Origin of the sequence: Finegoldia sp. BIOML-A2, assembly GCF_009678315.1 — a bacterium.
Lineage (GTDB): Bacteria > Bacillota > Clostridia > Tissierellales > Peptoniphilaceae > Finegoldia > Finegoldia magna.
The window spans coordinates 356,687-376,634 of sequence record NZ_WKZE01000002.1; the positions used below are offsets into that span (position 1 = coordinate 356,687).

General features: G+C 31.1%; 20 protein-coding genes. 2 read left to right on the forward strand and 18 right to left on the reverse strand.

Annotation, left to right across the window (positions count from 1 at the left end):
• Nucleotides 1-9: 9 nt before the first annotated feature.
• Nucleotides 10-555 (reverse strand): alkaline shock response membrane anchor protein AmaP, encoded by a 546-nt coding sequence (amaP, locus tag GKF99_RS03815; RefSeq protein ID WP_094206999.1) that lies wholly within the window; start codon nucleotides 553-555, stop codon nucleotides 10-12.
• A 290-nt stretch (nucleotides 556-845) separates the two neighbouring features.
• Between amaP and GKF99_RS03820 the strand changes: the two genes are divergently transcribed.
• Complete coding sequence (locus GKF99_RS03820; protein ID WP_094206998.1) at nucleotides 846-1,802, forward strand: 3-hydroxyacyl-CoA dehydrogenase; 957 nt, start codon at nucleotides 846-848, stop codon at nucleotides 1,800-1,802.
• A 59-nt stretch (nucleotides 1,803-1,861) separates the two neighbouring features.
• Here the strand turns inward: GKF99_RS03820 and GKF99_RS03825 are convergent, their stop codons facing one another.
• Genes GKF99_RS03825 through GKF99_RS03850 form a run of 6 tightly spaced genes read right to left on the reverse strand, consistent with a single transcriptional unit; the run spans nucleotide 1,862 to nucleotide 7,855 of the window.
• Entirely contained in the window at nucleotides 1,862-2,881 is a 1,020-nt protein-coding gene (locus GKF99_RS03825) for a Gfo/Idh/MocA family oxidoreductase (RefSeq protein ID WP_094205516.1), read from the reverse strand.
• Nucleotides 2,882-2,889: 8 nt separating this feature from the next.
• Nucleotides 2,890-4,221 carry a nucleotide sugar dehydrogenase gene (locus tag GKF99_RS03830; RefSeq protein WP_154271194.1) on the reverse strand — a complete coding sequence of 444 codons (1,332 nt, stop codon included), beginning with the start codon at nucleotides 4,219-4,221 and terminating at the stop codon, nucleotides 2,890-2,892.
• Complete coding sequence (locus GKF99_RS03835) at nucleotides 4,214-4,792, reverse strand: acyltransferase (protein WP_154271195.1); 579 nt, start codon at nucleotides 4,790-4,792, stop codon at nucleotides 4,214-4,216. Before GKF99_RS03835 ends, GKF99_RS03830 begins: the two co-directional genes overlap by 8 nt.
• Nucleotides 4,792-5,979 (reverse strand): DegT/DnrJ/EryC1/StrS family aminotransferase, encoded by a 1,188-nt coding sequence (locus GKF99_RS03840; protein WP_154272688.1) that lies wholly within the window; start codon nucleotides 5,977-5,979, stop codon nucleotides 4,792-4,794. Before GKF99_RS03840 ends, GKF99_RS03835 begins: the two co-directional genes overlap by 1 nt.
• Nucleotides 5,980-6,027: 48 nt before the next feature.
• Entirely contained in the window at nucleotides 6,028-6,660 is a 633-nt protein-coding gene (locus GKF99_RS03845; RefSeq protein ID WP_154272689.1) for a sugar transferase, read from the reverse strand.
• Nucleotide 6,661: 1 nt separating this feature from the next.
• Nucleotides 6,662-7,855, reverse strand: coding sequence for a DegT/DnrJ/EryC1/StrS family aminotransferase (locus tag GKF99_RS03850; protein WP_154272690.1), 1,194 nt, complete (start codon nucleotides 7,853-7,855; stop codon nucleotides 6,662-6,664).
• Nucleotides 7,856-8,019: 164 nt separating this feature from the next.
• On the opposite strand from GKF99_RS03850, the gene GKF99_RS03855 reads away from it, so the two are divergent.
• Complete coding sequence (locus GKF99_RS03855) at nucleotides 8,020-8,433, forward strand: Fur family transcriptional regulator (protein ID WP_154272691.1); 414 nt, start codon at nucleotides 8,020-8,022, stop codon at nucleotides 8,431-8,433.
• 45 nt (nucleotides 8,434-8,478) lie between these two features.
• On the opposite strand, the gene GKF99_RS03860 is transcribed toward GKF99_RS03855, so the two are convergent.
• The 11 genes from GKF99_RS03860 to GKF99_RS03910 form a co-directional block, all read right to left on the reverse strand.
• Nucleotides 8,479-9,249, reverse strand: a complete 771-nt coding sequence (locus GKF99_RS03860) for an XdhC/CoxI family protein (protein ID WP_094224558.1) — start codon at nucleotides 9,247-9,249, stop codon at nucleotides 8,479-8,481.
• The gene (yqeB, locus tag GKF99_RS03865) at nucleotides 9,239-10,051 is read right to left on the reverse strand and encodes a selenium-dependent molybdenum cofactor biosynthesis protein YqeB (RefSeq protein ID WP_154272692.1); all 813 of its coding nucleotides are present in this window, start codon (nucleotides 10,049-10,051) and stop codon (nucleotides 9,239-9,241) included. The genes GKF99_RS03860 and yqeB overlap by 11 nt, the downstream gene beginning before the upstream one ends.
• Nucleotides 10,029-10,622, reverse strand: coding sequence for an NTP transferase domain-containing protein (locus GKF99_RS03870; protein WP_316094168.1), 594 nt, complete (start codon nucleotides 10,620-10,622; stop codon nucleotides 10,029-10,031). Before GKF99_RS03870 ends, yqeB begins: the two co-directional genes overlap by 23 nt.
• Before the next feature lie 80 nt (nucleotides 10,623-10,702).
• Entirely contained in the window at nucleotides 10,703-11,506 is an 804-nt protein-coding gene (locus GKF99_RS03875; protein WP_154272694.1) for a bifunctional 5,10-methylenetetrahydrofolate dehydrogenase/5,10-methenyltetrahydrofolate cyclohydrolase, read from the reverse strand.
• Nucleotides 11,503-11,967 (reverse strand): metallophosphoesterase, encoded by a 465-nt coding sequence (locus GKF99_RS03880; protein WP_094205505.1) that lies wholly within the window; start codon nucleotides 11,965-11,967, stop codon nucleotides 11,503-11,505. Before GKF99_RS03880 ends, GKF99_RS03875 begins: the two co-directional genes overlap by 4 nt.
• Nucleotides 11,948-12,550 (reverse strand): RdgB/HAM1 family non-canonical purine NTP pyrophosphatase, encoded by a 603-nt coding sequence (gene rdgB, locus GKF99_RS03885; RefSeq protein WP_094206990.1) that lies wholly within the window; start codon nucleotides 12,548-12,550, stop codon nucleotides 11,948-11,950. The genes GKF99_RS03880 and rdgB overlap by 20 nt, the downstream gene beginning before the upstream one ends.
• Nucleotides 12,550-13,971 (reverse strand): Asp-tRNA(Asn)/Glu-tRNA(Gln) amidotransferase subunit GatB, encoded by a 1,422-nt coding sequence (gene gatB, locus GKF99_RS03890; RefSeq protein ID WP_154272695.1) that lies wholly within the window; start codon nucleotides 13,969-13,971, stop codon nucleotides 12,550-12,552. The genes rdgB and gatB overlap by 1 nt, the downstream gene beginning before the upstream one ends.
• Before the next feature lies 1 nt (nucleotide 13,972).
• Entirely contained in the window at nucleotides 13,973-15,364 is a 1,392-nt protein-coding gene (gene gatA, locus GKF99_RS03895; RefSeq protein ID WP_154272696.1) for an Asp-tRNA(Asn)/Glu-tRNA(Gln) amidotransferase subunit GatA, read from the reverse strand.
• Nucleotides 15,364-15,645, reverse strand: a complete 282-nt coding sequence (gene gatC / locus GKF99_RS03900) for an Asp-tRNA(Asn)/Glu-tRNA(Gln) amidotransferase subunit GatC (RefSeq protein ID WP_002836168.1) — start codon at nucleotides 15,643-15,645, stop codon at nucleotides 15,364-15,366. Before gatC ends, gatA begins: the two co-directional genes overlap by 1 nt.
• Before the next feature lie 50 nt (nucleotides 15,646-15,695).
• A complete protein-coding gene (gene ligA / locus GKF99_RS03905; RefSeq protein ID WP_154272697.1) occupies nucleotides 15,696-17,684 on the reverse strand; it encodes an NAD-dependent DNA ligase LigA in 1,989 nt (662 codons plus the stop codon).
• Nucleotides 17,684-19,858 (reverse strand): UvrD-helicase domain-containing protein, encoded by a 2,175-nt coding sequence (locus GKF99_RS03910; protein ID WP_154272698.1) that lies wholly within the window; start codon nucleotides 19,856-19,858, stop codon nucleotides 17,684-17,686. Before GKF99_RS03910 ends, ligA begins: the two co-directional genes overlap by 1 nt.
• Nucleotides 19,859-19,948: the final 90 nt, after the last annotated feature.

The following is a 19,948-nucleotide window of genomic DNA, read 5'->3' on the forward strand; positions in this document are numbered from 1 at the left end:
TCTTACCCCCTACACTACTCTTTTGCTAGTAGATTTTGCCAAATCCAAGAATTTTACAGTAATATCTTTAACTTTGTAACCAGTTAAAGTTTCCAGATTAGCCTTGATATCATTTTTGATATTTTCACCAAGACCTCCTACATTTGACATATCTCTTACTCCAACCTCTACATCACAATTCATATATGGTTCATTTGAATTGTGGACTCTTACATTAACATTAGAAGTTCTGACATCATTAAATTTATTTACAGTACTTTTTACAGTATTTTCAAGTGCATCTGTAGATATCATAACTTCTCCATCCTTGTCTTTTGAGATCAAGAAATCACTTAAACTATCAGAGAGTATTGCTTTAAACATTATTATAAGTGCCCCTAATAAAATTAAGGCTCCTATAACTGCTAATATATAAAAGCATACCTCATTCATCATGAGCTCTCTGAGATTATAACTAACTTGTCCAAAATTGAATACTGTGAAAAACATTACTAAAGAAAACAAAATTAGTAATATTGAAAACAATATATGAACAAATTTTTTAAATCCACTCATAAAACCTCCTTGTAAATTATTGATATATTTGTTACCTAATATATATACCACTTTTGAATAAATCCTAAACAACAACTTGTTAAATTATAAAAATTTAATCTTCAGTAATTATTTTAACTTCTAGCGCCTCACTTTAATTATACCCTTATTATTAATTTCTAAACATTCTAAAATTTTACAAAAACCGAAAAATTAGACAATTTGTTCAATTAAGATTTGTAAAATTATTTAATGGGTATATAAATATTGAATAAACTTACAATATAGGTTAATTTAAAGGAGGCAAATTTATGAAAATTAAAAATGTAACAGTTGCTGGTGGAGGAGTTTTAGGATCTCAAATAGCATTTCAAACTGCATTTAAAGGCTTTGATGTCAACGTGTGGTTAAGAAGTGAAGGTTCTGTAGATAGAGCTAAGCCACGTTTTGATGCATTAAAAGAAACATATCTAAGTATACTAGATAGAATTAAGGTTGGATTATCTGATGAAAACACTGTTAACTCAGTAATTATACCTAGAGGTATTTCTTCAGATCAATTGACACTTGATGATATTGAAAATTTAAAAAAAGATGTAGAAGAAGGATTCAATAGAATTCACCTTTTAACAGACTTAGAAAAATCAGTTGAAAATTGTGATTTATTGATTGAAGCTGTTTCTGAGAATCCAGAACAAAAATCTGATTTCTATAAGAATTTGGCAAAAGTATTAAATGATAATACTATAGTTGCAACAAATTCATCAACATTATTACCAAGTTCGTTTAAGGATTTACTTCCTCATCCAGAAAAATATCTTGCTCTTCACTTTGCAAATGAAATTTGGAACAATAATACAGCAGAAATTATGGGACACAGCGAAACTTCCCATGAAGTATACGATGAAGTAGTTAACTTCGCAAAAGATATAGGAATGATTCCATTAAAATTAAAGAAAGAACAACCAGGATATCTACTAAATTCATTATTAGTTCCACTATTAGATGCAGCAATGACTCTAAAGGCTTTGGACATAGCTGACATTGAAGATATCGATAACGCATGGAGATACGGAACAGGTGCTCCATTTGGACCTTTCCAAATACTAGATGTAGTCGGTCTTAAAACTGCTTATAATATCACTTTAAATAAACCAGATGTAAATGATGAAAATTCTGTAACATATCAGATTGCACAAATGTTAAAGAAATATATAGATGAAAACAAATTAGGTAGAGGAACAAAAGAAGGATTCTACAAATACTAATTAAATTGAAACAAGCTCTTGATAAAAATCAAGAGCTTGTTTGTTTTCAAAATATTTTATTAGTCGATCCAGCCATAAGCCTTCATTAATACTTCAACTGGCTTTCTTCCTTCGTGACCATTGATTAGCGGCTGAGTATCTGTATTTATTGCGTGAATAAAATCTTTGTACAATGGAGTGTGTCCGTTTCCGTACACATTATCGATAGATTTATCATCTTCCAATTCTCCGGTTTCAGACTCATCTTCAAATACCCAAGTTTTTATTTCGTTAACAGCTAACCCACCGATAACGGCAGTTCCTGTTGATCCAAATACAGAAATAGTTTCTTCAAGATTTTTAGGATAAACATCGGCACTACCTTCCAATAGTCCAATTCTACCGCTCTTAAATCTCATCAAAATTACGCCGTAATCTTCCATTTCTATGTCTCTTAGGAAAGTTTCAGTTTCAGCTTTTACGCTTACTAATTCATCGTCCATCATCCATAACAACAAGTCTAGTGCATGTATACATTGGTTCATCAATGTACCACCATCTAATGCCTTTGTTCCTCTCCATGGAGCTAAGTTATAGTAGTTTTGATTTCTGTTCCATAAAACCCTTGCTGTGATGTTTGTCATCTTTCCAAATTTATTAGCGTCAATTGTCTTTTTCAATTTTTGAATTGGAGGATTAAATCTATTTTGGTGACACACTCCAACTTTTAATCCTTTTTCATCAGCTAACTTATTAATTTTATCTATTTCTTCTAAACTCATAGCCATTGGTTTTTCAATCAATACGTGTTTTGATTGTTCTAAACAGTAAAGAGCTATCTCACCGTGGTAACCACTTTCTGTTGAAATAGAGCACATATCGATGTCGACTTCTTCTAACATTTTTTTGTAATCAGTGTATACTTTTACATCTCTGTCAGAAAATCTTTCCAAATATTCATCTCTTTTTTCGATGGCTCTTTCTTCAATAATATCGCATACTGCAACTAATTCCATTTCTGAATCATTGTTTGCAATTCCCTCTACGTGTTTATAAGAAATTCTACCACAGCCAATGATTGCGCATTTAATTTTTTGCATATTACCTCTTATAATAATTCTATTTTATCTTTATTGTTTTCTACGTTTCTTGTAGCGTATTTTGTATCAAATACAAATGGTGCATTGTCTACAACCATTTGATAATCAACATTTGTGTGATCTGCAGTTATAACAACTAAATCATAACCTTTAACTACTTCTGGATTAATTTCTTTTAATGAGTAAGTCTTAGATCCATCTGGATTGAAATATGAAGGATTGAATCCATCATAGTAATCGATAATAGCTCCTTCTTCTCTAAATTTATCCATTACAACAAATGCTGGAGAATCTCTTAAATCGTCGATGTCTTTTTTGTAAGCAATACCTAGAATTAAAACTTTTGAACCATTTAAAGGTTTTTTAAATTTTCTAGATAAAATCTTCATTGATCTATCTACAACCCATTCAGGCATACTATCATTTACAGTACCACTTGCTTCTATGATTGGCATGTGTACATCGTATTCTCTAGCTTTCCAAGTCAAATAGAATGGATCTAATGGTATACAGTGTCCACCTACACCAGGACCTGGATAAAATGCTTGATATCCATAAGGTTTTGTCTTAGCAGCGTCTACTACTTCCCACATATTGATATCCATTTTATTAGCTAGTTTAGCAAATTCATTTACCAATCCTATATTTACATTTCTATATGTGTTTTCAAGAATTTTTTCCATTTCAGCAACTCTTGGTGAAGATACAGTCATAACTTCTCCTTCAAGTACATTTCTGTACAATGCTGCTGCAACTTCTGTAGATTCTGACCCAATTCCTCCAACAACTTTTGGAGTATTCTTAGTTTTGTATTGTTTGTTACCTGGATCTACTCTTTCAGGAGAGAATGCTAAGTAAAAATCTTCTTCACATTTCAAGCCTGAACCATTTTCCAATATAGGTCTCATTAATTCTTCAGTAGTTCCTGGATAAGTAGTGGATTCTAAGACAACTATAGATCCTTTTTTCAAATGTTTAGAAACATCTGTAGTTGATTTCTCAACGTAAGAAATGTCTGGTTGTTGGTAAATATCCAATGGTGTTGGAACAGCAATAGCTATGAAATCACAACTTGCAACTGATTCAAAATCACTTGTAGCTCTTAATTTTCCAGATTCAACAATAGCTTTTAATTCTGAATCAACAACATCACCAATATAATTAACTCCATCGTTAACCATTTGAACTTTTTCAGGTTGTACATCAAATCCAATAACAGTATAACCTGCTTTTGCCTTTTCAACTGCTAATGGCAATCCTACATAACCTAATCCAACAACCCCTACTACTAGAGATTTATCTTCGATTTTGCCCAATAATTCTTCTTTTAAATTATTCATTTGATACCTCACTCAATTTATAATCATTTAATAAATATTTCTTGTCACAATTTTCACATATATAATCTGTGAGGGAAACTCTTTTTAGGTTTTCTCCACATGAACATGCATATCCATGATGTCTTGCTGGATTTCCTACTACAATTTCGTAATCCCCGACATCTTTTGTAACAACTGCTCCTGCTCCAATTATAGCATATTTGCCAATTGTGTTTCCACAAACAATAGTCGCATTGGCGCCAATAGACGCGCCTTCTTTAATAGTTGTTTTTCGATATTCATCTTTTTTCTCAATAAAAGCCCTTGGATTAATAACATTTGTAAACACACAAGAAGGTCCTAAGAACACACCATCTTCACAAACAACACCAGTATACACACTAACATTATTTTGAACTTTACAATTATTACCAAGTGTAACATCTGGAGAAATAACAACATTTTGACCAATATTACAATTTTCTCCAATAGTGCTACCTGACATCACATGACTAAAATGCCAAATTTTAGTACCTTTACCAATCTTTGTCTCTTCATCTATATAGCAAGACTCATGAGCAAAAAAGTCCATTATACTATCTCCTTTATAGAATTAATAATATATTCTCTTTCTTCATCGTTCATTTCTGGGAACAATGGAATTGCAAAAGTTCTTTCTGAAAGATATTCCGCATTAGGAAAATCTCCCTTTTTATATCCTAAATCATTAAAAGCTTTTTGTAAATGCATTGGGACTTTGTAATAAGTTCCAGTAGCAATGCCTTTTTCTTTTAATTTTGATTCTATTTCCTCTCTGTTTTCAGATTGTAAAATAAATAAGTGGAAAACGTGCTTTCCGCCCTCAGTTTCAGTTGGCATTAACAATGAAGTATCCTTCAAAGCTTCGATGTATCCGTGTGAAATACTTCTTCTATTTTCTGTATATTCATCTAAGTGTTTCAATTTAATTCTCAAAATAGCAGCCTGGATTTCGTCTAATCTTGAATTGTGACCGATTAAATAGTTGTAGTATTTCAATGGATTGTAAACAGTGTTGTCTCCTGAATTTTGTTCCACAACCTCAACTTCTTCATCATTTAATATAGCATAAGCTTTCATTCCATTTTCGCCACTACCGTGAACCTTCAAAGCTCTTATAATGGTTGCCAAATCATCATCATTAGTTGTGATCATTCCACCATCACCAAAACATCCTAAGTTTTTTGTAGGGAAGAATGAGAAACAAGCTACATCTCCTAAATTACCAACATTTTTTCCCTTGTATTGTGAATTAATTGCTTGTGCTGCATCTTCAACAACATACAAATTATGTCTTTTGGCAATATCATTTATTTCATCCATTTTACATGCATTTCCAAATAAATGAACACAAACAATTGCCTTTGTTTTGTCTGTGATCTTTTCTTCTATTTGAGAAGGATCGATATTATAAGTATCCAATTCAACATCACAAAATACAGGTGTAGCTCCAACAAATCTTATAGCTTCAGCAGTTGCAAAGAAAGTGTAATCAGTAGTTATAACTTCATCTCCTTCTTTGATTCCCAAAGACTTCAATGCTATAATCAGCGCGTCAGTTCCATTTCCAACTGTAATTGCATGTTTTACGCCAATTTTATTAGCTATTTCTTTTTCAAATTCTTTAACATTTTCACCCATTATATATTGTGCATTTTTGAAACACTCTAATACACTTGTATTTACTTCTTCTTCAATGTGTTTATATTGTCTTTTCAAATTCAACAATGGTATATTCATTAAAATCCCCCATTTAATTTCTCTTTATCTATATAAATAACTAATTAGTTATAAAATCTTCAATGTTTGAAGAATTATTTTAATATCATTTAATAAATTAATGTTTTCAATGTATTGTTTGTTTAGTTCGATTTTATTAGGCATAATTTCTTCAACATATGTCTTTTCAGGATTGTCAGATTTATCCAAAATTTCTGATTCATCTCTGTATTTTATACTTGCCAAATCCGTAATTCCTGGTCTAATTTTCAAAATATCTTTGTCCGAATCAGAATACATATCAACGTACTTTCTAACTTCAGGTCTCGGACCAACAAAACTCATATCTCCGACCAATACATTGAACAATTGTGGAAACTCATCTAATTTAGTTTTTCTCAAAAACTTTCCCACTTTCGTTATTCTAGGATCGTCTCCAACTGTTATTGCCATTCCCAATTTTGGAGCATCCACAACCATCGTTCTAAATTTCAAAATTGTAAAGTCCTTATTATTTTTCTTAACTCTTTTTTGCTTGAAAAACACAGGACCTTTTGAATCTAATTTTATAGCAACGGAAATTATAATCATTGGGATTGCCATAACCAAAATTCCAAATAAAGATGCTAAAATATCAAATAATCTTTTGATGAAAAGATTAAATTTGCTATTTTTAAGGATTTCATCTACTCGATTGTTCATATTATTTACCACTAACTATATCCTTGTAAGTTTCGATAACATATGCTACTTCATCATCTGACAATAATGTGTGAAGCGGCAATGTTATTTCGTTTTTGTATTGTTCAAAAGTATTAGGATAATCTTTAATGTCAAATCCTAAATTTTTGTATCCTGTCATCATTGCAATTGGTTTGTAGTGAACATTAGTAGCAATGCCTTTTTCTGCCATCTTCACGATTATATCGTTACGAGTTTGTTCATCGATACCTTCAACTCTTGTTAAATACAAATGACCGTTACTTGTGTAATCTTCACCAAAATGATTCAAATAACTAATTGAAGTATTATCTAAACCATCGTTATACATTTTGATTATTTCTTTTCTTCTAGCTAATAAATCGTCGTATCTTTCTAATTGTGCAAGCCCAATTGCTGCTAATATATCCGGCATATTGTATTTGTAATAAAGGCCTTTAATGTCGTATTCCCATGCACCTAATTTTGTTTTGGCTAATGCATCTTTGTTTTGTCCATGTAAGGAATATAATTGTAAATCATTGTAAATCTTATCTACATCACCAATGTTTATAGCAAGCATTCCACCTTCAGCTGTAGTAAAGTTTTTAACAGCATGGAAAGAGAAAGAAGCTATATCTTGGAATGATCCAATCTTTTTACCTTTATATGTTGAACCTAAAGCATGTGCGCTATCAGAAATCAAAGCAACTCTTCCCAAAGATTCTTGTATCTCATTTGAAGGTCTGAATATTGATTTCTTAGCTTCAATTATTTCATAAATTTTATCGTAATCAACAGGAACTCCTGCGATATCAACTGGAATAATAGCCTTAGTATTTTCATTTATGGAATCATATAATTTATCATAATCCATAAAGTAGGAATCCTTTTGAACGTCTACTAATTTAATTGTAGCATCCAAATGATCTATAACTGAACAGCTTGCAGTATAAGTGTAAGCCGAAGTAATACATTCATCCTTCTTACCATTTACGCCTAAAATCCTAAGCGCACATTCCAATGCAGCAGTTGCTGAATTAAAGCAACAAGTCTTTTTTGATTGTGTATATTCTTGTAAGTTTTTTTCTAATTGTTTGGTTTTTGGTCCAGTTGTAATCCAACCGGATTTTAATGCGTCTACCACTTCTTCAATTTCTTTATCAGAAATATCAGGTGGTGAAAATAAAATGTTCATAAACAACTCTCCTTATTTCACTAACTATATATTATACCACTAATCTGTGAAATTTTAGATATTAATGACGAAAAAGTTGACAAATTGTAGCATTTTTCAATTTTAAAATTTAAATATTCATAAACATTTCATAATAAAATGATATAATAATTATAGGTGATAATATGAAAAACGAAATCTTGTTGAACAATGGTTTAAGAATCACAAAAGCAAGGAAACTTATTATATCGATTTTAAACAAAACAGAACAGCCTATATCTGCAGAAGATTTGTATTTGATTTTTAAGGAAAAAGAAGAATCCAATTTGTCTACAATTTACAGAAATTTAAAAATATTAAAAAATAAAGGAATAGTTGAAATTGTATGTGAAATTGATGGTATTTCATACTACCGATTAAAAGGCAAAAAACATAAACACAGCATAATTTGTGAATCTTGCGGCAAAATCATTCCTATTGATCATTGCCCTGTTGAAAAAATAGAGACGGATTTGGAAAACAAAACCGGTTTCAAAATTGACTCACATTCTCTTGAATTTAGAGGAATTTGTCCAGATTGCCAAAATAAAAATAAATAAATTAAACAAAAGCATGACTTACATCAAAGTCATGCTTTGTTTAAATTATTTTCCGTTTTTAACTTTTAAAATTTGAGACATTATCGAAATAGCTATTTCTTCTACAGATCCATCATCAATATCAAGCCCTACTGGAACATTAATACTATCGACTAAGCTCTTGTCCACATTTTTTTCTATCAAATTTCGTTTTAACGTGTCTGCTTTTTTCCTTGAGCCTAACATTCCGAAGTATTTATGGGGTTTGTTCAAAATATTAAAGGCAACTTCTTCGTCGTGCTTATGGTCTCTAGTTGCAGATATAATAAAAGTATCTGGTGTAAATCTCAAATCATCTATCGAATCTTCGATTTCTTTATTGATATATTTTTTTATATTAGAAAAATCTTCATTGTAAATAAACTCATCTCTATCATCAACAACTATAACTTCAAAATTTGTTAAAGTTGCAATTCTGGCTAGTTTTTGAGAACAGTGACCAGCTCCAAAAATAATCAAAGTTGGTTTAGGAAAAAACACTTTACCAAATCCACTAGCCCTACCTCCACAACTCATACTAACTTTTTCTCCCTCATTAAGAACATAATCAAATTCGAAGTCACTATCTTTTTTTAAGTTTTCAATAGAATCTTTGATTACTTGGTGTTCGATAGCACCACCTCCTACAGTTCCAAAAGTTTTTCCGTCTTCACGAACAGCCATAATGTTTCCTTGTTTCCCAGGAACTGATCCTCTATTTTTAAACAATGTTACCATCATACATTTATATCCATCTTCCAAAGACTTATACATTTCTAACAAAACATCATTTTGCATACTTTTCTCTCCTGTTTTCTAACATCATAATCGCTTCCAAAACCGCCCCACCAATTGCTCTAGCTTTATCGCTAATTGTAAAACAATTTTCTACTTCTTCATATCTCGGATCAATATCGATTATTTTAAGTCCTTTTTTGACCTCAAAATTATCTCTAATCATTCCGCGTATAACGCCATCTAAAGTCGCTCTTATATAATTATCTCCGACTTTTGCTATAATCTCTTCCTTATTAACAATATCTGAAATACTTTTAATATGTGTAAATTGACCATCAAAATCAGAGTATATAACTCTTTCATTGGAAAATCCATCAATAATTCCTGGAATACTTGTGTTTTTCTTTGCGAATCCTTGTTCGATAATTCTTGCTAAATCATGACCACGCATAGTTTCAATCACAATATCGCAATCAACACCTGCTTCAAAACCAGGGCCTAATCCTATCGTAATATCAGCCATTTCTTTTTTTAATCCAGTGTTCTTCTTCGCTAATATAGCATCCACAATTACATCAAATTTCATCTTATTTAATATTGTAAGTTTTGGGTCTACTATTATCACAGGATTGTATCGTCCTAAGTATTGACCAATTTCATCCAAATTTTCGCACAAAACAGCTTCTATATCTTCTACAACTGTTTTTTTCTCATAAATTGCCTCAGAAAGTGACACTTTTCTTCTTATACTACTTGGATTTGAAACTTCAGTAACAACACATTTGAACCCAGCGCGAACAAGTTTTTGAATTGTACCTGTGGCTATATCGCCTGCGCCTCTAACTAAACAAATTTTCTGCATTTAAAATCCTTTCATAATCTTCACTCGTGTCTATGTCCATTAGTTCTCTTTCATAATTTACATCTACATATTTTACATCATTCAAATTCTTGTTCTTAACTATTGAACCTTTTTCATCGTTTTTCAGTGACAATAATTGATTGAAAAATTTATTGGAGAAAATTACAGGGTTACCTATTTTGTCTTTGAATTTCAATTGACAAATCTTGTCTTTCTCAAATGAATTAATTAATTTTTCTATTGAAATTTCTGTTAATAATGGCTGATCAGAAACTAGAAAACAAATACCATCCATTTCTTTGAAATATTTGACTCCTAATTTGATTGATTCGCTTTGTCCAATTTCATTATTAGGATTATTAATAGTTTTGATTCCGATTTTTTTGCAATATTTTCTTATCGTAGAATTATTCGTAATTACAACTCTATCACAAAAATTTGATTTTGCTACCAAATCAATAATATATTCAAAAATAAATTTATCATTATATTTCAGCATTAATTTGTCAGATTTCATTCTCTTGGACAAACCACTTGCCATTATTACTGCGCCTATTTTCAAAATTATCACCTAATCTATTATACACTTTTAGTTTATTGCATTCAAAAACCTCTTTATCTTAATTGATAAAGAGGTCTTTGGGATAAAAATTATTGTCTATTTAAAGCGCCTTCAACCATTTGCAACAATAATACTCTTGTTGTGATTTTTCCAACGCTATTTGCCAATACTTTTACTTTAACTTCTGGATTAACATCGCCTGATAATTTTCCGTTTTCATCCAAGCTAACTCCAACATCTACTACATAAGAATCTTCAGTAAAGTAAGAATCATCAAACATTTTAGCTTTTCCAACTGCAGTTACAACCAAATCAGCGTTTTTAGTAAATGATTTTATATCTTCTGTTCTAGAATGACACATTGTAACAGTCTTGTTTTCCTTTATAAGCATATTGAAAAGTGGTTTACCTAAAACTAATGATCTGTTTACGATTACTACGTTTTTAACGTCAAAGTTGTAGTATTTAACTATTTCAACAACAGCTCTAGCTGTAGCTGGATAATATGCATCTTCTTCTGCTGCCAAAACTTTTCCTAAGTTAACCATTCCCATCGCATCGATATCTTTTTCTGGAGCGATTATATATTGAATTTCTTTTTCCAATTTTTTATCTTTTAATGGTCTAAACATCAATATACCGTCGTGTGTTTCATTTAGTTCTTTGATAGTTTGGATTAATTTTTCATTTTCTCCTTCTTTTAAAACTATTTGATCACAAGTTATGTTCAACTTAGCGCAGTTATTTTTTACAGCTTTTTCGTAAGAAATGTCTCCTGCATTTTCACCAACTCTTACAGTTGCAACCTTAACTTCTCTGCCTAATTTTTCTACACCATCGATAATTCTTTTACCTAAATCTTCTCTAAGTTCTTTAATGTCTAAAACGTTCATAAAAGTATCCTTTCTATTTGTTCTTTTTTTGTATCGTATATTAAAAATCCAGCTTGACCATCTCTTGGATAAGTTACAGATCCTGGATTGATAACCCAAACGCCATCAATTGTTTCATTAAAATACCTATGCGTATGTCCATACAAACACATTTTGCAATTTAAAGATTTGCTCTTTTCGACTAATCTTGTCACTCCTGAAGATACATTGTACTTATGCCCGTGTGTTATGAAAATATTTTTATCAGAAATTCTAATAACCTTGTCATATTCACCACCAGCAACATAAAAATCGTTATTTCCTTTTACATAAATGACTTCTACTTTTAATAAATCTTCAAGTAAAATTGCATCATCGCACACATCTCCTAAGTGAACGATGATGTCAATTTCTTTATCAAATAAATAGTCATAAACTTTCGCGATTTTGTTATGTGTATCACTAATTATTGCTACTTTCATTTAAACCTTTCAAGATGATTTTGGCGTTTTCCAAAGCTCTTTTTCTGTGACTAATCTTGTTTTTCTCACAATCTTCCATTTGTGCAAAACTTTTATCGTAGCCATCTGGCATGAATATACTATCATATCCGAAACCATGTTCTCCACACTCTTCTAATAAAATCTTGCCATCTACTCTTCCTTTTGCTTGATGAATTTCATTATTTGAATCTATGATTGTAATCACAGTTTCAAAATAAGCGCTTCTATCTTCTTTTTCTTTCAATTCAGATAAAAGTTTTTGGCGATTTTTACTATCGTCGCATTCATCGCCTGCAAATCTCGCAGAGTATACTCCAGGTCTTCCTCCTAAGGAATTTACAAAAAGCCCAGTGTCATCGCTCATTACAATATCATCTGTGTATTTTTTTAGAAATTTAGCTTTGATAAGTGAATTGCCTTCCAAAGTTTCTGCATCTTCCACTGCATCTTCATTTATACCCAATTCGGATTTGGAATACACATCATAGTTTAAATCAGAAAGTATTTCTTTTATTTCAGAAACTTTTCCTTTATTTCCTGTAGATAAATATATTTTCTTCATTAGATTTTCTCTTTGATTAATTCATTGAACTTTTGTGGATTTCCTTTGCCTTTTGATTTTTTCATACATTGGCCAACTAAGAAACCTATAGCACGATCTTTACCATTTCTAATACTTTCGATTGATTCTGGATTTTCTGCTACCACTTCATCCACTATTTGTTGTAGTAAATTATCGTCATCAACTTGTAATAATCCTTTTTCTTTGACATAAACTTCTGGGTCAAAGTTTTCATTGAACATTTCTCTCAAAACTTTTTTTGCAGTTTGATTATTTATTTTCTTAGCTGAAGAAAGTTTAATCAATTTTGCTAAGTTTTCAGCAGACATATTCATTTCTTCAATGTCAATTTCATTTTCGTTTACTTGACGAAGAACATCTCCCAATAACCAATTTGAAGATTGAACAGGATCATTAGAAATTTTTACAACTTTTTCGTAGTAGTCAGCCAAGTAACCATTTCTAGTTAAAATATCAGCGTCGTATTCATCTATCTTGTATTCGTTCATGAATCTTTCTTTACGCATTTGTGGGAGTTCTGGCAAATTATTTTTGATTTCTTCGATATATGATTGTTCCACATAAGTTTTAGGAATATCTCCTTCGACTGAGAATCTGTAATCATTTCCTTCTTCTTTGTGTCTCATTACTATTGTGGTTTGAGTGTCCTCATCCCATCTTCTAGTTTCTTTTTCTCCGTTTTTAATTTCCTTAGCCAATTGTATGTGTCTTTCTTGTTCGTAAACCAAAGCTTTTGAAACTGATTTGAATGAGTTCAAGTTTTTGATTTCAGAAATTTTAGTTTTAAAATCAGAATCTTCATCGTAAACATTGATGTTAACATCGCATCTCAATGATCCTTCACTCATCTTAACATCTGATATTTTCAAATATTTAATTCTTTCTCTTAAAGTTTCTAAAAATTCTCTGGCTTCATCAGGAGTACTCATATCTGGCTCACTAACTATTTCAATTAAAGGAACTCCTGCTCTGTTATAATCCATTAAAGTGTTTCCACTTTCGTTGTGGATTGATTTACCTGTATCTTCTTCTATGTGAATTCTTCTAATTCTAACTTTTTTACCTTTAGTAGATGATTTTAATTCAATATATCCATTTGTGCAAAGCGGTTGGTCTTCTTGTGTGATTTGATATCCTTTAACTAAATCAGGGTAGAAGTATTTTTTTCTGTCCATCTTAAATTCATTTGCAATGTCACAATCAAAAGCCAATCCTGCCATGATAGCGTATCTTAAAGCTTCTTTGTTCATGTGAGGAAGTGCTCCAGGATGACCTAAACAAATCGGACATACATTTGTGTTTGGAACTTGTCCGAATTCATTCTTACAACCACAAAACATTTTAGTTTTTGTTGATAATTCAACGTGAATTTCCAATCCTATAAGTGTTTTTAAGTTCATGCTATCTCCTTTCAAACGCTAAAGCTGCATTCAATAAATTTTCTTCGTCGTGACTATTTGCAATTAGTTGCAAACTAGTTGATATTCCTGATTTGTAAGGAATTGAAATAGCACACAATCCACTCAAGTTTACAATTACATTGAAAATACCTGAATCGTATACAGCCAATGGATCGTCTTTTCTACTGTCTAATTCGTAAGGTAAGCTTGTCATTGTAGGTGTAGCAATGAAATCAAAATCTTTGAAAATATTTTTAAATTCTTGTGAAAGTAGATTTCTAACTTTTAAACCTTGTTTGTAAACTTTTTGGTCATTGGAACTTGCTAGATAAAAAGTTCCCATAGCAATTCTTCTCTTAACTTCTTCGCCAAATCCTTCGCTTCTAATCTTAACGAACAAATCTCTTGTATTTTCATAATCATCTGTCAAATATCCATATCTAATTCCATCAAATCTTGACATATTAGATGACACTTCACTAGTAACTATTACGTTGTATAACGCATTTGCATATTTTAAATATTCAAAGTCGATTTCTACTAAATCGGCACCCATATTTTTTAGAATCTCCAATATTTCTTGGTATTCTTTGATAACTGTTTCATCATTGCTGTATTTTTTCAAATCAACAACTGCGATTTTTTTGCCCTTAAAATCATAAACTTTCTTTTGAACATTTACTTCAGATTGAATTGTAGTCATATCATTGTCATCGTGACCTGCAATTACATTGTAAGTATCCATTATATCTTCAACAGAATTTGATAATATACCAACTTCATCCAAAGTATTTGCCATTGATTGAACTCCAAATCTAGAAATCGAACCATAAGTTGGCATAAATCCAACGACATTACAACAAGATGCTGGTTGTCTGCTAGATCCGCCTGTGTCAGTTCCCAAACTTACAACAGCCATTTCAGCTTTAATACTAGCAGCTGATCCTGATGAAGAACCTCCTGGGATTAATTTTGTGTCTACAGGATTTTTTGTAGGGCCAAAATAACTTGTTTCTGAAGAAGATCCCATAGCAAATTCATCCATATTAACTTTTCCAACTATAACGCAGTCTTCTTCTTTTAATTTTTTGATTACAGTGGCATCATAAATTGAAACATAATCCTCTAACATTTTTGATCCACAAGTCATCTTCAAATCTTTTACATTGATATTGTCCTTGACGCTTACTGCAACACCGAACATTTTTCCCAACTTTTCGTTGTTTTTTGCTTTTTCAATTAGTTTTTCAACTTGTTGGTCAACGAATGATTTGTCGTAAGTTATGAACACATTCAAATCTTTTTTTGATTCTATTAATTTGTCCAAATCATTGTAGTAGTCCTTTAAACTTTCAGGGTTTTCTACAAATTTATTTCTAAGATTTTCTATCATTATTCCACCACTTTCTTCAATTTAAAATAACCATACTCACGAGATTTTGCATTTTTTAACGCAACTTCTCTTGGAATTGATTCTTTTGGTGTATCTTCTCTAAGTATACTGTGATATTGTGGCAAGAATTCCATATATTCCACTCCTTCAGTATCACATTCCATAATCATACTTGCAAAATCCAATACAGTATTATATTTTTCATATAAATCATCCACGTTTTCAGTTAACTCTAGGTTAGCCAAATCATAGATTTTTACTACTTCATCTCGATTAATCATACTAACTCCTTTTTAATTCATGATTAAATTTTATCATAAATAAATTAAATTTATAAGTTGTCTAAGAATGAATTCAATTCATCTTCTGTCATTAATTTTACACCCAAATCCTTCGCTTTTGTAATTTTGGATCCAGCTTTTTCTCCATACACCACATAATCAGTATTTTTGGATACAGAAGATGAAACTTTTGCTCCCAAATTAGATAACTTATCTGTAAGTTCTTTTCTAGAATAATTCACCAAACTTCCTGTCAAAACAAAAGTTAAATTATCCAATTTCTTTTCAATATTTTCAGGATTTTTAATTTTAATTCCTTTTGAAAGAAGTGAATCAATAGAATGAGAAATAGTTTCGTCATGGAAAAATTCTACGATTTCTTCTGCAATTACATTTCCAATATCCTCGATTTGAATTAATTCTTCAAACTTCGCTTCTCTCAAATTATCAAAGCTTTTATATTTTTGTGCCAATTCAAAGCTTGTCTTCTCACCAATTTCAGGAATTCCCAATGCAAAGATAAAATTAGCCAAATCAACATTTTTGCTTTTTTCAATTGCATTGATAAGATTTTGGCTCTTCTTTTCTTTAAATCCTTCTAATTGCAACAACTGTTCTTTTTTTACATCGTAAATTTCTTCAATTGATGTGATGTTTAATTTTTCAAGCAGAACTTCCAAAGTTTTTTCGCTTAATCCGTCGATATTCATTGCATTTCTACTTGCAAAATGAACCATTCTCTTAACTAATTGTGGAGTACAACTCATTGAGTTTGGACAGAAAATATGAACTCCATCTCTAAATAATTCACTATGACAATATGGACAGTAATGCGGGATTTCAATTTCTTTGGTATCTTCTTGCTCAGGATTTACGACTCCCATTATTTCTGGAATTACATCGTTTGATCTTCTAATGAAAACTTCTGAATTCAATCTTACTTGTTTTCTTTCAATATCGTCAATATTATTAAGTGTAGCTCTTTTTACAGTTACATTTCCAATTTCTACAGGTTCCAACAAAGCCGTCGGAGTTACTTTTCCAGTTCTTCCAACATTCCATTCCACTTCTTTGACAATTGTTGTAAATCTTTCAGGTTCAAATTTGTAAGCTATTGCCCATCTTGGAAATTTATTGGTGTATCCTAATTTTTCTCTAGTTTTAAAATCATTTACTTTAATTACCACACCATCTGTCAAAACGTCTATTTCATTTCTTATTTCAAAAATCTCATCAATAAATCCTGAAATTTCTTCGAATGACGTAGCGTGTTTTTCGTAAGGATACAACTTGAAATAATTATCTCCCAAAAACTCCATCATATGTTCTTGAGTTTCAATCCCGTTTTCTTCCAAATAATTTACATTGTAGAAATAAGCATCCAAGTTTCTTTCTCTTGTTACCGCTGGATCTAAGTTTCTAAGAGCTCCTGCTGCTGCATTTCTAGCATTTTTGAGTTTTGGTTCATGAGTTTTATTGTAGTTTTCTAATGATGAAAGTGGCATTACTCCTTCGCCTTGAATTTCCATCAATCGTGTGTCTTTTATTTTCAATGGAATTGAATTGATAGTTCTCACTTGGCTTGTAATAACTTCTCCGATAGTGCCGTTACCTCTTGTAGTAGCCATTACCAAATATCCACCGTCATAAGTCAAATTTACTGTCAAACCGTCAAACTTAAATTCTACATAAAATTCAACAGTTGGCAATTTATTTACATGATTTTTGTTGTAATTTTCTACAAACTCAATGGTTTTATTGACCCAATTTCTAACTTCTTCTTTGCTTTGCGCTTTTCCTAAACTGTACAAAGTATTCAAGTGCACATGCTTTTCAAATCCCGATAAAACTTCTCCACCAATTCTATTTGTAGGAGAATTTGGTAGAATAATTCCCGTCTCTTTTTCAAGATTTACAAGCTCATCATACAAAACATCGTACTCTGAGTCCTCAATCAAAGGATCATCCAAAGTATAATAATGAAAAGCGTATTTATTTAGTATGTCTACTAAATATTTTATTCTGTCTTCCTTTTCCATTATTCAACCCTTGTTAGTGGTGCTAGTGATGAATTTAGCTTCTTCAAGCCTTTTTTGTCGAAATTAATCGTCAACTCATCTCCGTTTTCTTTTTCAACAATTCCAACGATTACACCCGTACCGAACTTTTTGTGTGAAACCTTATCTCCAGCTCTGTACTTTTCATTGTTTTTAGTAACATTATTTTGTTTTTTAGTGATTGAAGCTGATGCTTCTGTTCTGTAATCATCAACTACTTTTGTGTTGAACGACTCTCTAAAACTAACCTCTTTATTAGGAGATTCGTCTTTGTATTTGTTTTCCATTTCCTCTATAAACCTCGATTCAGCTTTTGTTTGAAATTCATTAAATCTTCTTCTCGATTGCACACTTGTAATGTACAATTTTTTTCTTGCCCTTGTGATTGCAACGTAGCACAATCTTCTCTCTTCTTCTACATCTTCATCAACTCTTGATGGAATAGTACCTTCTTCTAGTCCAGTGAAAAATACAACATCAAACTCCAATCCTTTTGCCGCGTGGATTGTCATCATCGATACACCTTTTGTATTATCATCAGTTTTATCTAAATCGGTCATAAGTGATGAAGTTTCCAAATATTCTCTCAAGTTTTTATCAGGATTATCTTGAACAAATTGATATAAAGATGAAATGTATTCGTCAATATTTTCCAACCTCGTCTTATCATCTCTATTATTTGATTTTTCAAGATTAGCTCTGTATCCTGTTTTATCCAAAATATATTCCATAAGTTCTGCAACATTCAAATCGTCTTTTGGAAAGCTTTTGATTAAATAATAAAACTCTTGAAGTTTTTTTGCTGTAGCATTTGAAAAATCGGGAAGATCTGTGTTTTTGATGTATTCCATCATGCTAATTCCTCTTGCTTGAGAATATTGCAACAACTTATCCATAGTTGTTTTGCCAATTCCTCTTTTCGGCTCATTGATAATTCTATTTAATGCCATATTATCATTCAAATTTTCAACAATTCTAAGATAACTAACACAATCTTTGATTTCTTTTCTATCGTAGAATTTCAATCCACCTACAACTCTATTAGGAATTCCTAATCTATTCAATTTTTCTTCAAAGAGTCTTGATTGTGCATTAGTTCTGTACAAAATTGCCATTTCTTCGTATGGATTTTGTCTGTACCTTTCCTGCTCAATCCATTGAACTACTTGGTCTGCCTCATCTAAATCAGAATACATTCTCCTATATATAGGCATATCCCCTTCATTTTTTGCAGTCCACAAATTTTTATCTTTTCTGAGTGAATTGTTTTTAATCACAGTGTTTGCCAAATCCAAAATAGGTTGTGTTGAACGATAATTTTGTTCTAATAAAATAACTTTTGCATTCTTAAAATCTTTTTCAAAGTTTTGAATGTTTTGTATGTTTGCTCCTCTCCAACCGTAAATTGATTGGTCAGAATCTCCTACACAGCAAATATTATCGTTTTTAGAAACCAAATTTTTGATAAGCTTGTACTGAGTATCGTTTGTATCTTGGTATTCATCGACAAACACGTACTTAAATCTTTCAGAATATTTTTCTCTCAAGTCTGGATTTTCTTCGAACAACAAATTAGTCTTCACAATCAAATCATCAAAGTCCAATGAATTGTACCTTTTTAATTTGTGTTCGTATTTTTGAAATAATTCCATAGTAAAAGTGCTTAAACTTATATCAAAATCTTCTTTGTCGATATTTTTTTCTGTAGCACCTGCGTTTTTTAATCTAGAAATTGTATTGATTTCGTTTTTGATTTCGACATTTTTAGGATCTACTCCCATATCCTTTAAACATTCTTTTACAAGAGATATTTGATCTGCTCTGTCATAAACTGTAAAGTTTCTTTCGAAACCAATTCTTTCTATTTCTACTCTCAATATTCTAGAACAAATGGCATGAAAAGTTCCTATCCACATGCTGTCTACGTCTTCTTGTAAGATGTTTTCAACTCTTTCTTTCATTTCTTTGGCAGCTTTGTTTGTGAAGGTAATTGCCAAAATTTCGTATTTTGAACACAATCCTTTCTCCAAGCAATATGCAATTTTCGTAGTCAAAACTTTTGTTTTACCACTTCCTGCTCCTGCCAATATCAACATAGGACCATCTGTATTTTCGACTGCTTCTCTTTGTCTGTCATTTAAATTATCTAAATTCATCATAACTCCTTATGTATCAATAAAAAAATAAGTCGCTACAACTTATTTTTTCAAATATATATTCGTCTATGTTTTCTAATGTTCATTTAG

Excerpts from the sequence above, each read along its gene's own strand:
- GKF99_RS03835 (WP_154271195.1), bottom strand. The coding sequence starts at position 4,792 with ATGGACTTTTTTGCTCATGAGTCTTGCTATATAGATGAAGAGACAAAG.
- gatA (WP_154272696.1), bottom strand. The coding sequence starts at position 15,364 with ATGATAGAAAATCTTAGAAATAAATTTGTAGAAAACCCTGAAAGTTTA.
- GKF99_RS03845 (WP_154272689.1), bottom strand. The coding sequence starts at position 6,660 with ATGAACAATCGAGTAGATGAAATCCTTAAAAATAGCAAATTTAATCTT.
- rdgB (WP_094206990.1), bottom strand. The coding sequence starts at position 12,550 with ATGAAGAAAATATATTTATCTACAGGAAATAAAGGAAAAGTTTCTGAA.
- gatB (WP_154272695.1), bottom strand. The coding sequence starts at position 13,971 with ATGAACTTAAAAACACTTATAGGATTGGAAATTCACGTTGAATTATCA.
- GKF99_RS03830 (WP_154271194.1), bottom strand. The coding sequence starts at position 4,221 with ATGAATAATTTAAAAGAAGAATTATTGGGCAAAATCGAAGATAAATCT.
- GKF99_RS03840 (WP_154272688.1), bottom strand. The coding sequence starts at position 5,979 with ATGAATATACCATTGTTGAATTTGAAAAGACAATATAAACACATTGAA.
- gatC (WP_002836168.1), bottom strand. The coding sequence starts at position 15,645 with ATGATTAATCGAGATGAAGTAGTAAAAATCTATGATTTGGCTAACCTA.
- GKF99_RS03855 (WP_154272691.1), top strand. The coding sequence starts at position 8,020 with ATGAAAAACGAAATCTTGTTGAACAATGGTTTAAGAATCACAAAAGCA.
- GKF99_RS03910 (WP_154272698.1), bottom strand. The coding sequence starts at position 19,858 with ATGAATTTAGATAATTTAAATGACAGACAAAGAGAAGCAGTCGAAAAT.
- GKF99_RS03825 (WP_094205516.1), bottom strand. The coding sequence starts at position 2,881 with ATGCAAAAAATTAAATGCGCAATCATTGGCTGTGGTAGAATTTCTTAT.
- GKF99_RS03860 (WP_094224558.1), bottom strand. The coding sequence starts at position 9,249 with ATGCAAAATGATGTTTTGTTAGAAATGTATAAGTCTTTGGAAGATGGA.
- GKF99_RS03880 (WP_094205505.1), bottom strand. The coding sequence starts at position 11,967 with ATGAAAGTAGCAATAATTAGTGATACACATAACAAAATCGCGAAAGTT.
- amaP (WP_094206999.1), bottom strand. The coding sequence starts at position 555 with ATGAGTGGATTTAAAAAATTTGTTCATATATTGTTTTCAATATTACTA.
- GKF99_RS03820 (WP_094206998.1), top strand. The coding sequence starts at position 846 with ATGAAAATTAAAAATGTAACAGTTGCTGGTGGAGGAGTTTTAGGATCT.
- yqeB (WP_154272692.1), bottom strand. The coding sequence starts at position 10,051 with ATGCAGAAAATTTGTTTAGTTAGAGGCGCAGGCGATATAGCCACAGGT.
- ligA (WP_154272697.1), bottom strand. The coding sequence starts at position 17,684 with ATGGAAAAGGAAGACAGAATAAAATATTTAGTAGACATACTAAATAAA.
- GKF99_RS03850 (WP_154272690.1), bottom strand. The coding sequence starts at position 7,855 with ATGAACATTTTATTTTCACCACCTGATATTTCTGATAAAGAAATTGAA.
- GKF99_RS03875 (WP_154272694.1), bottom strand. The coding sequence starts at position 11,506 with ATGAACGTTTTAGACATTAAAGAACTTAGAGAAGATTTAGGTAAAAGA.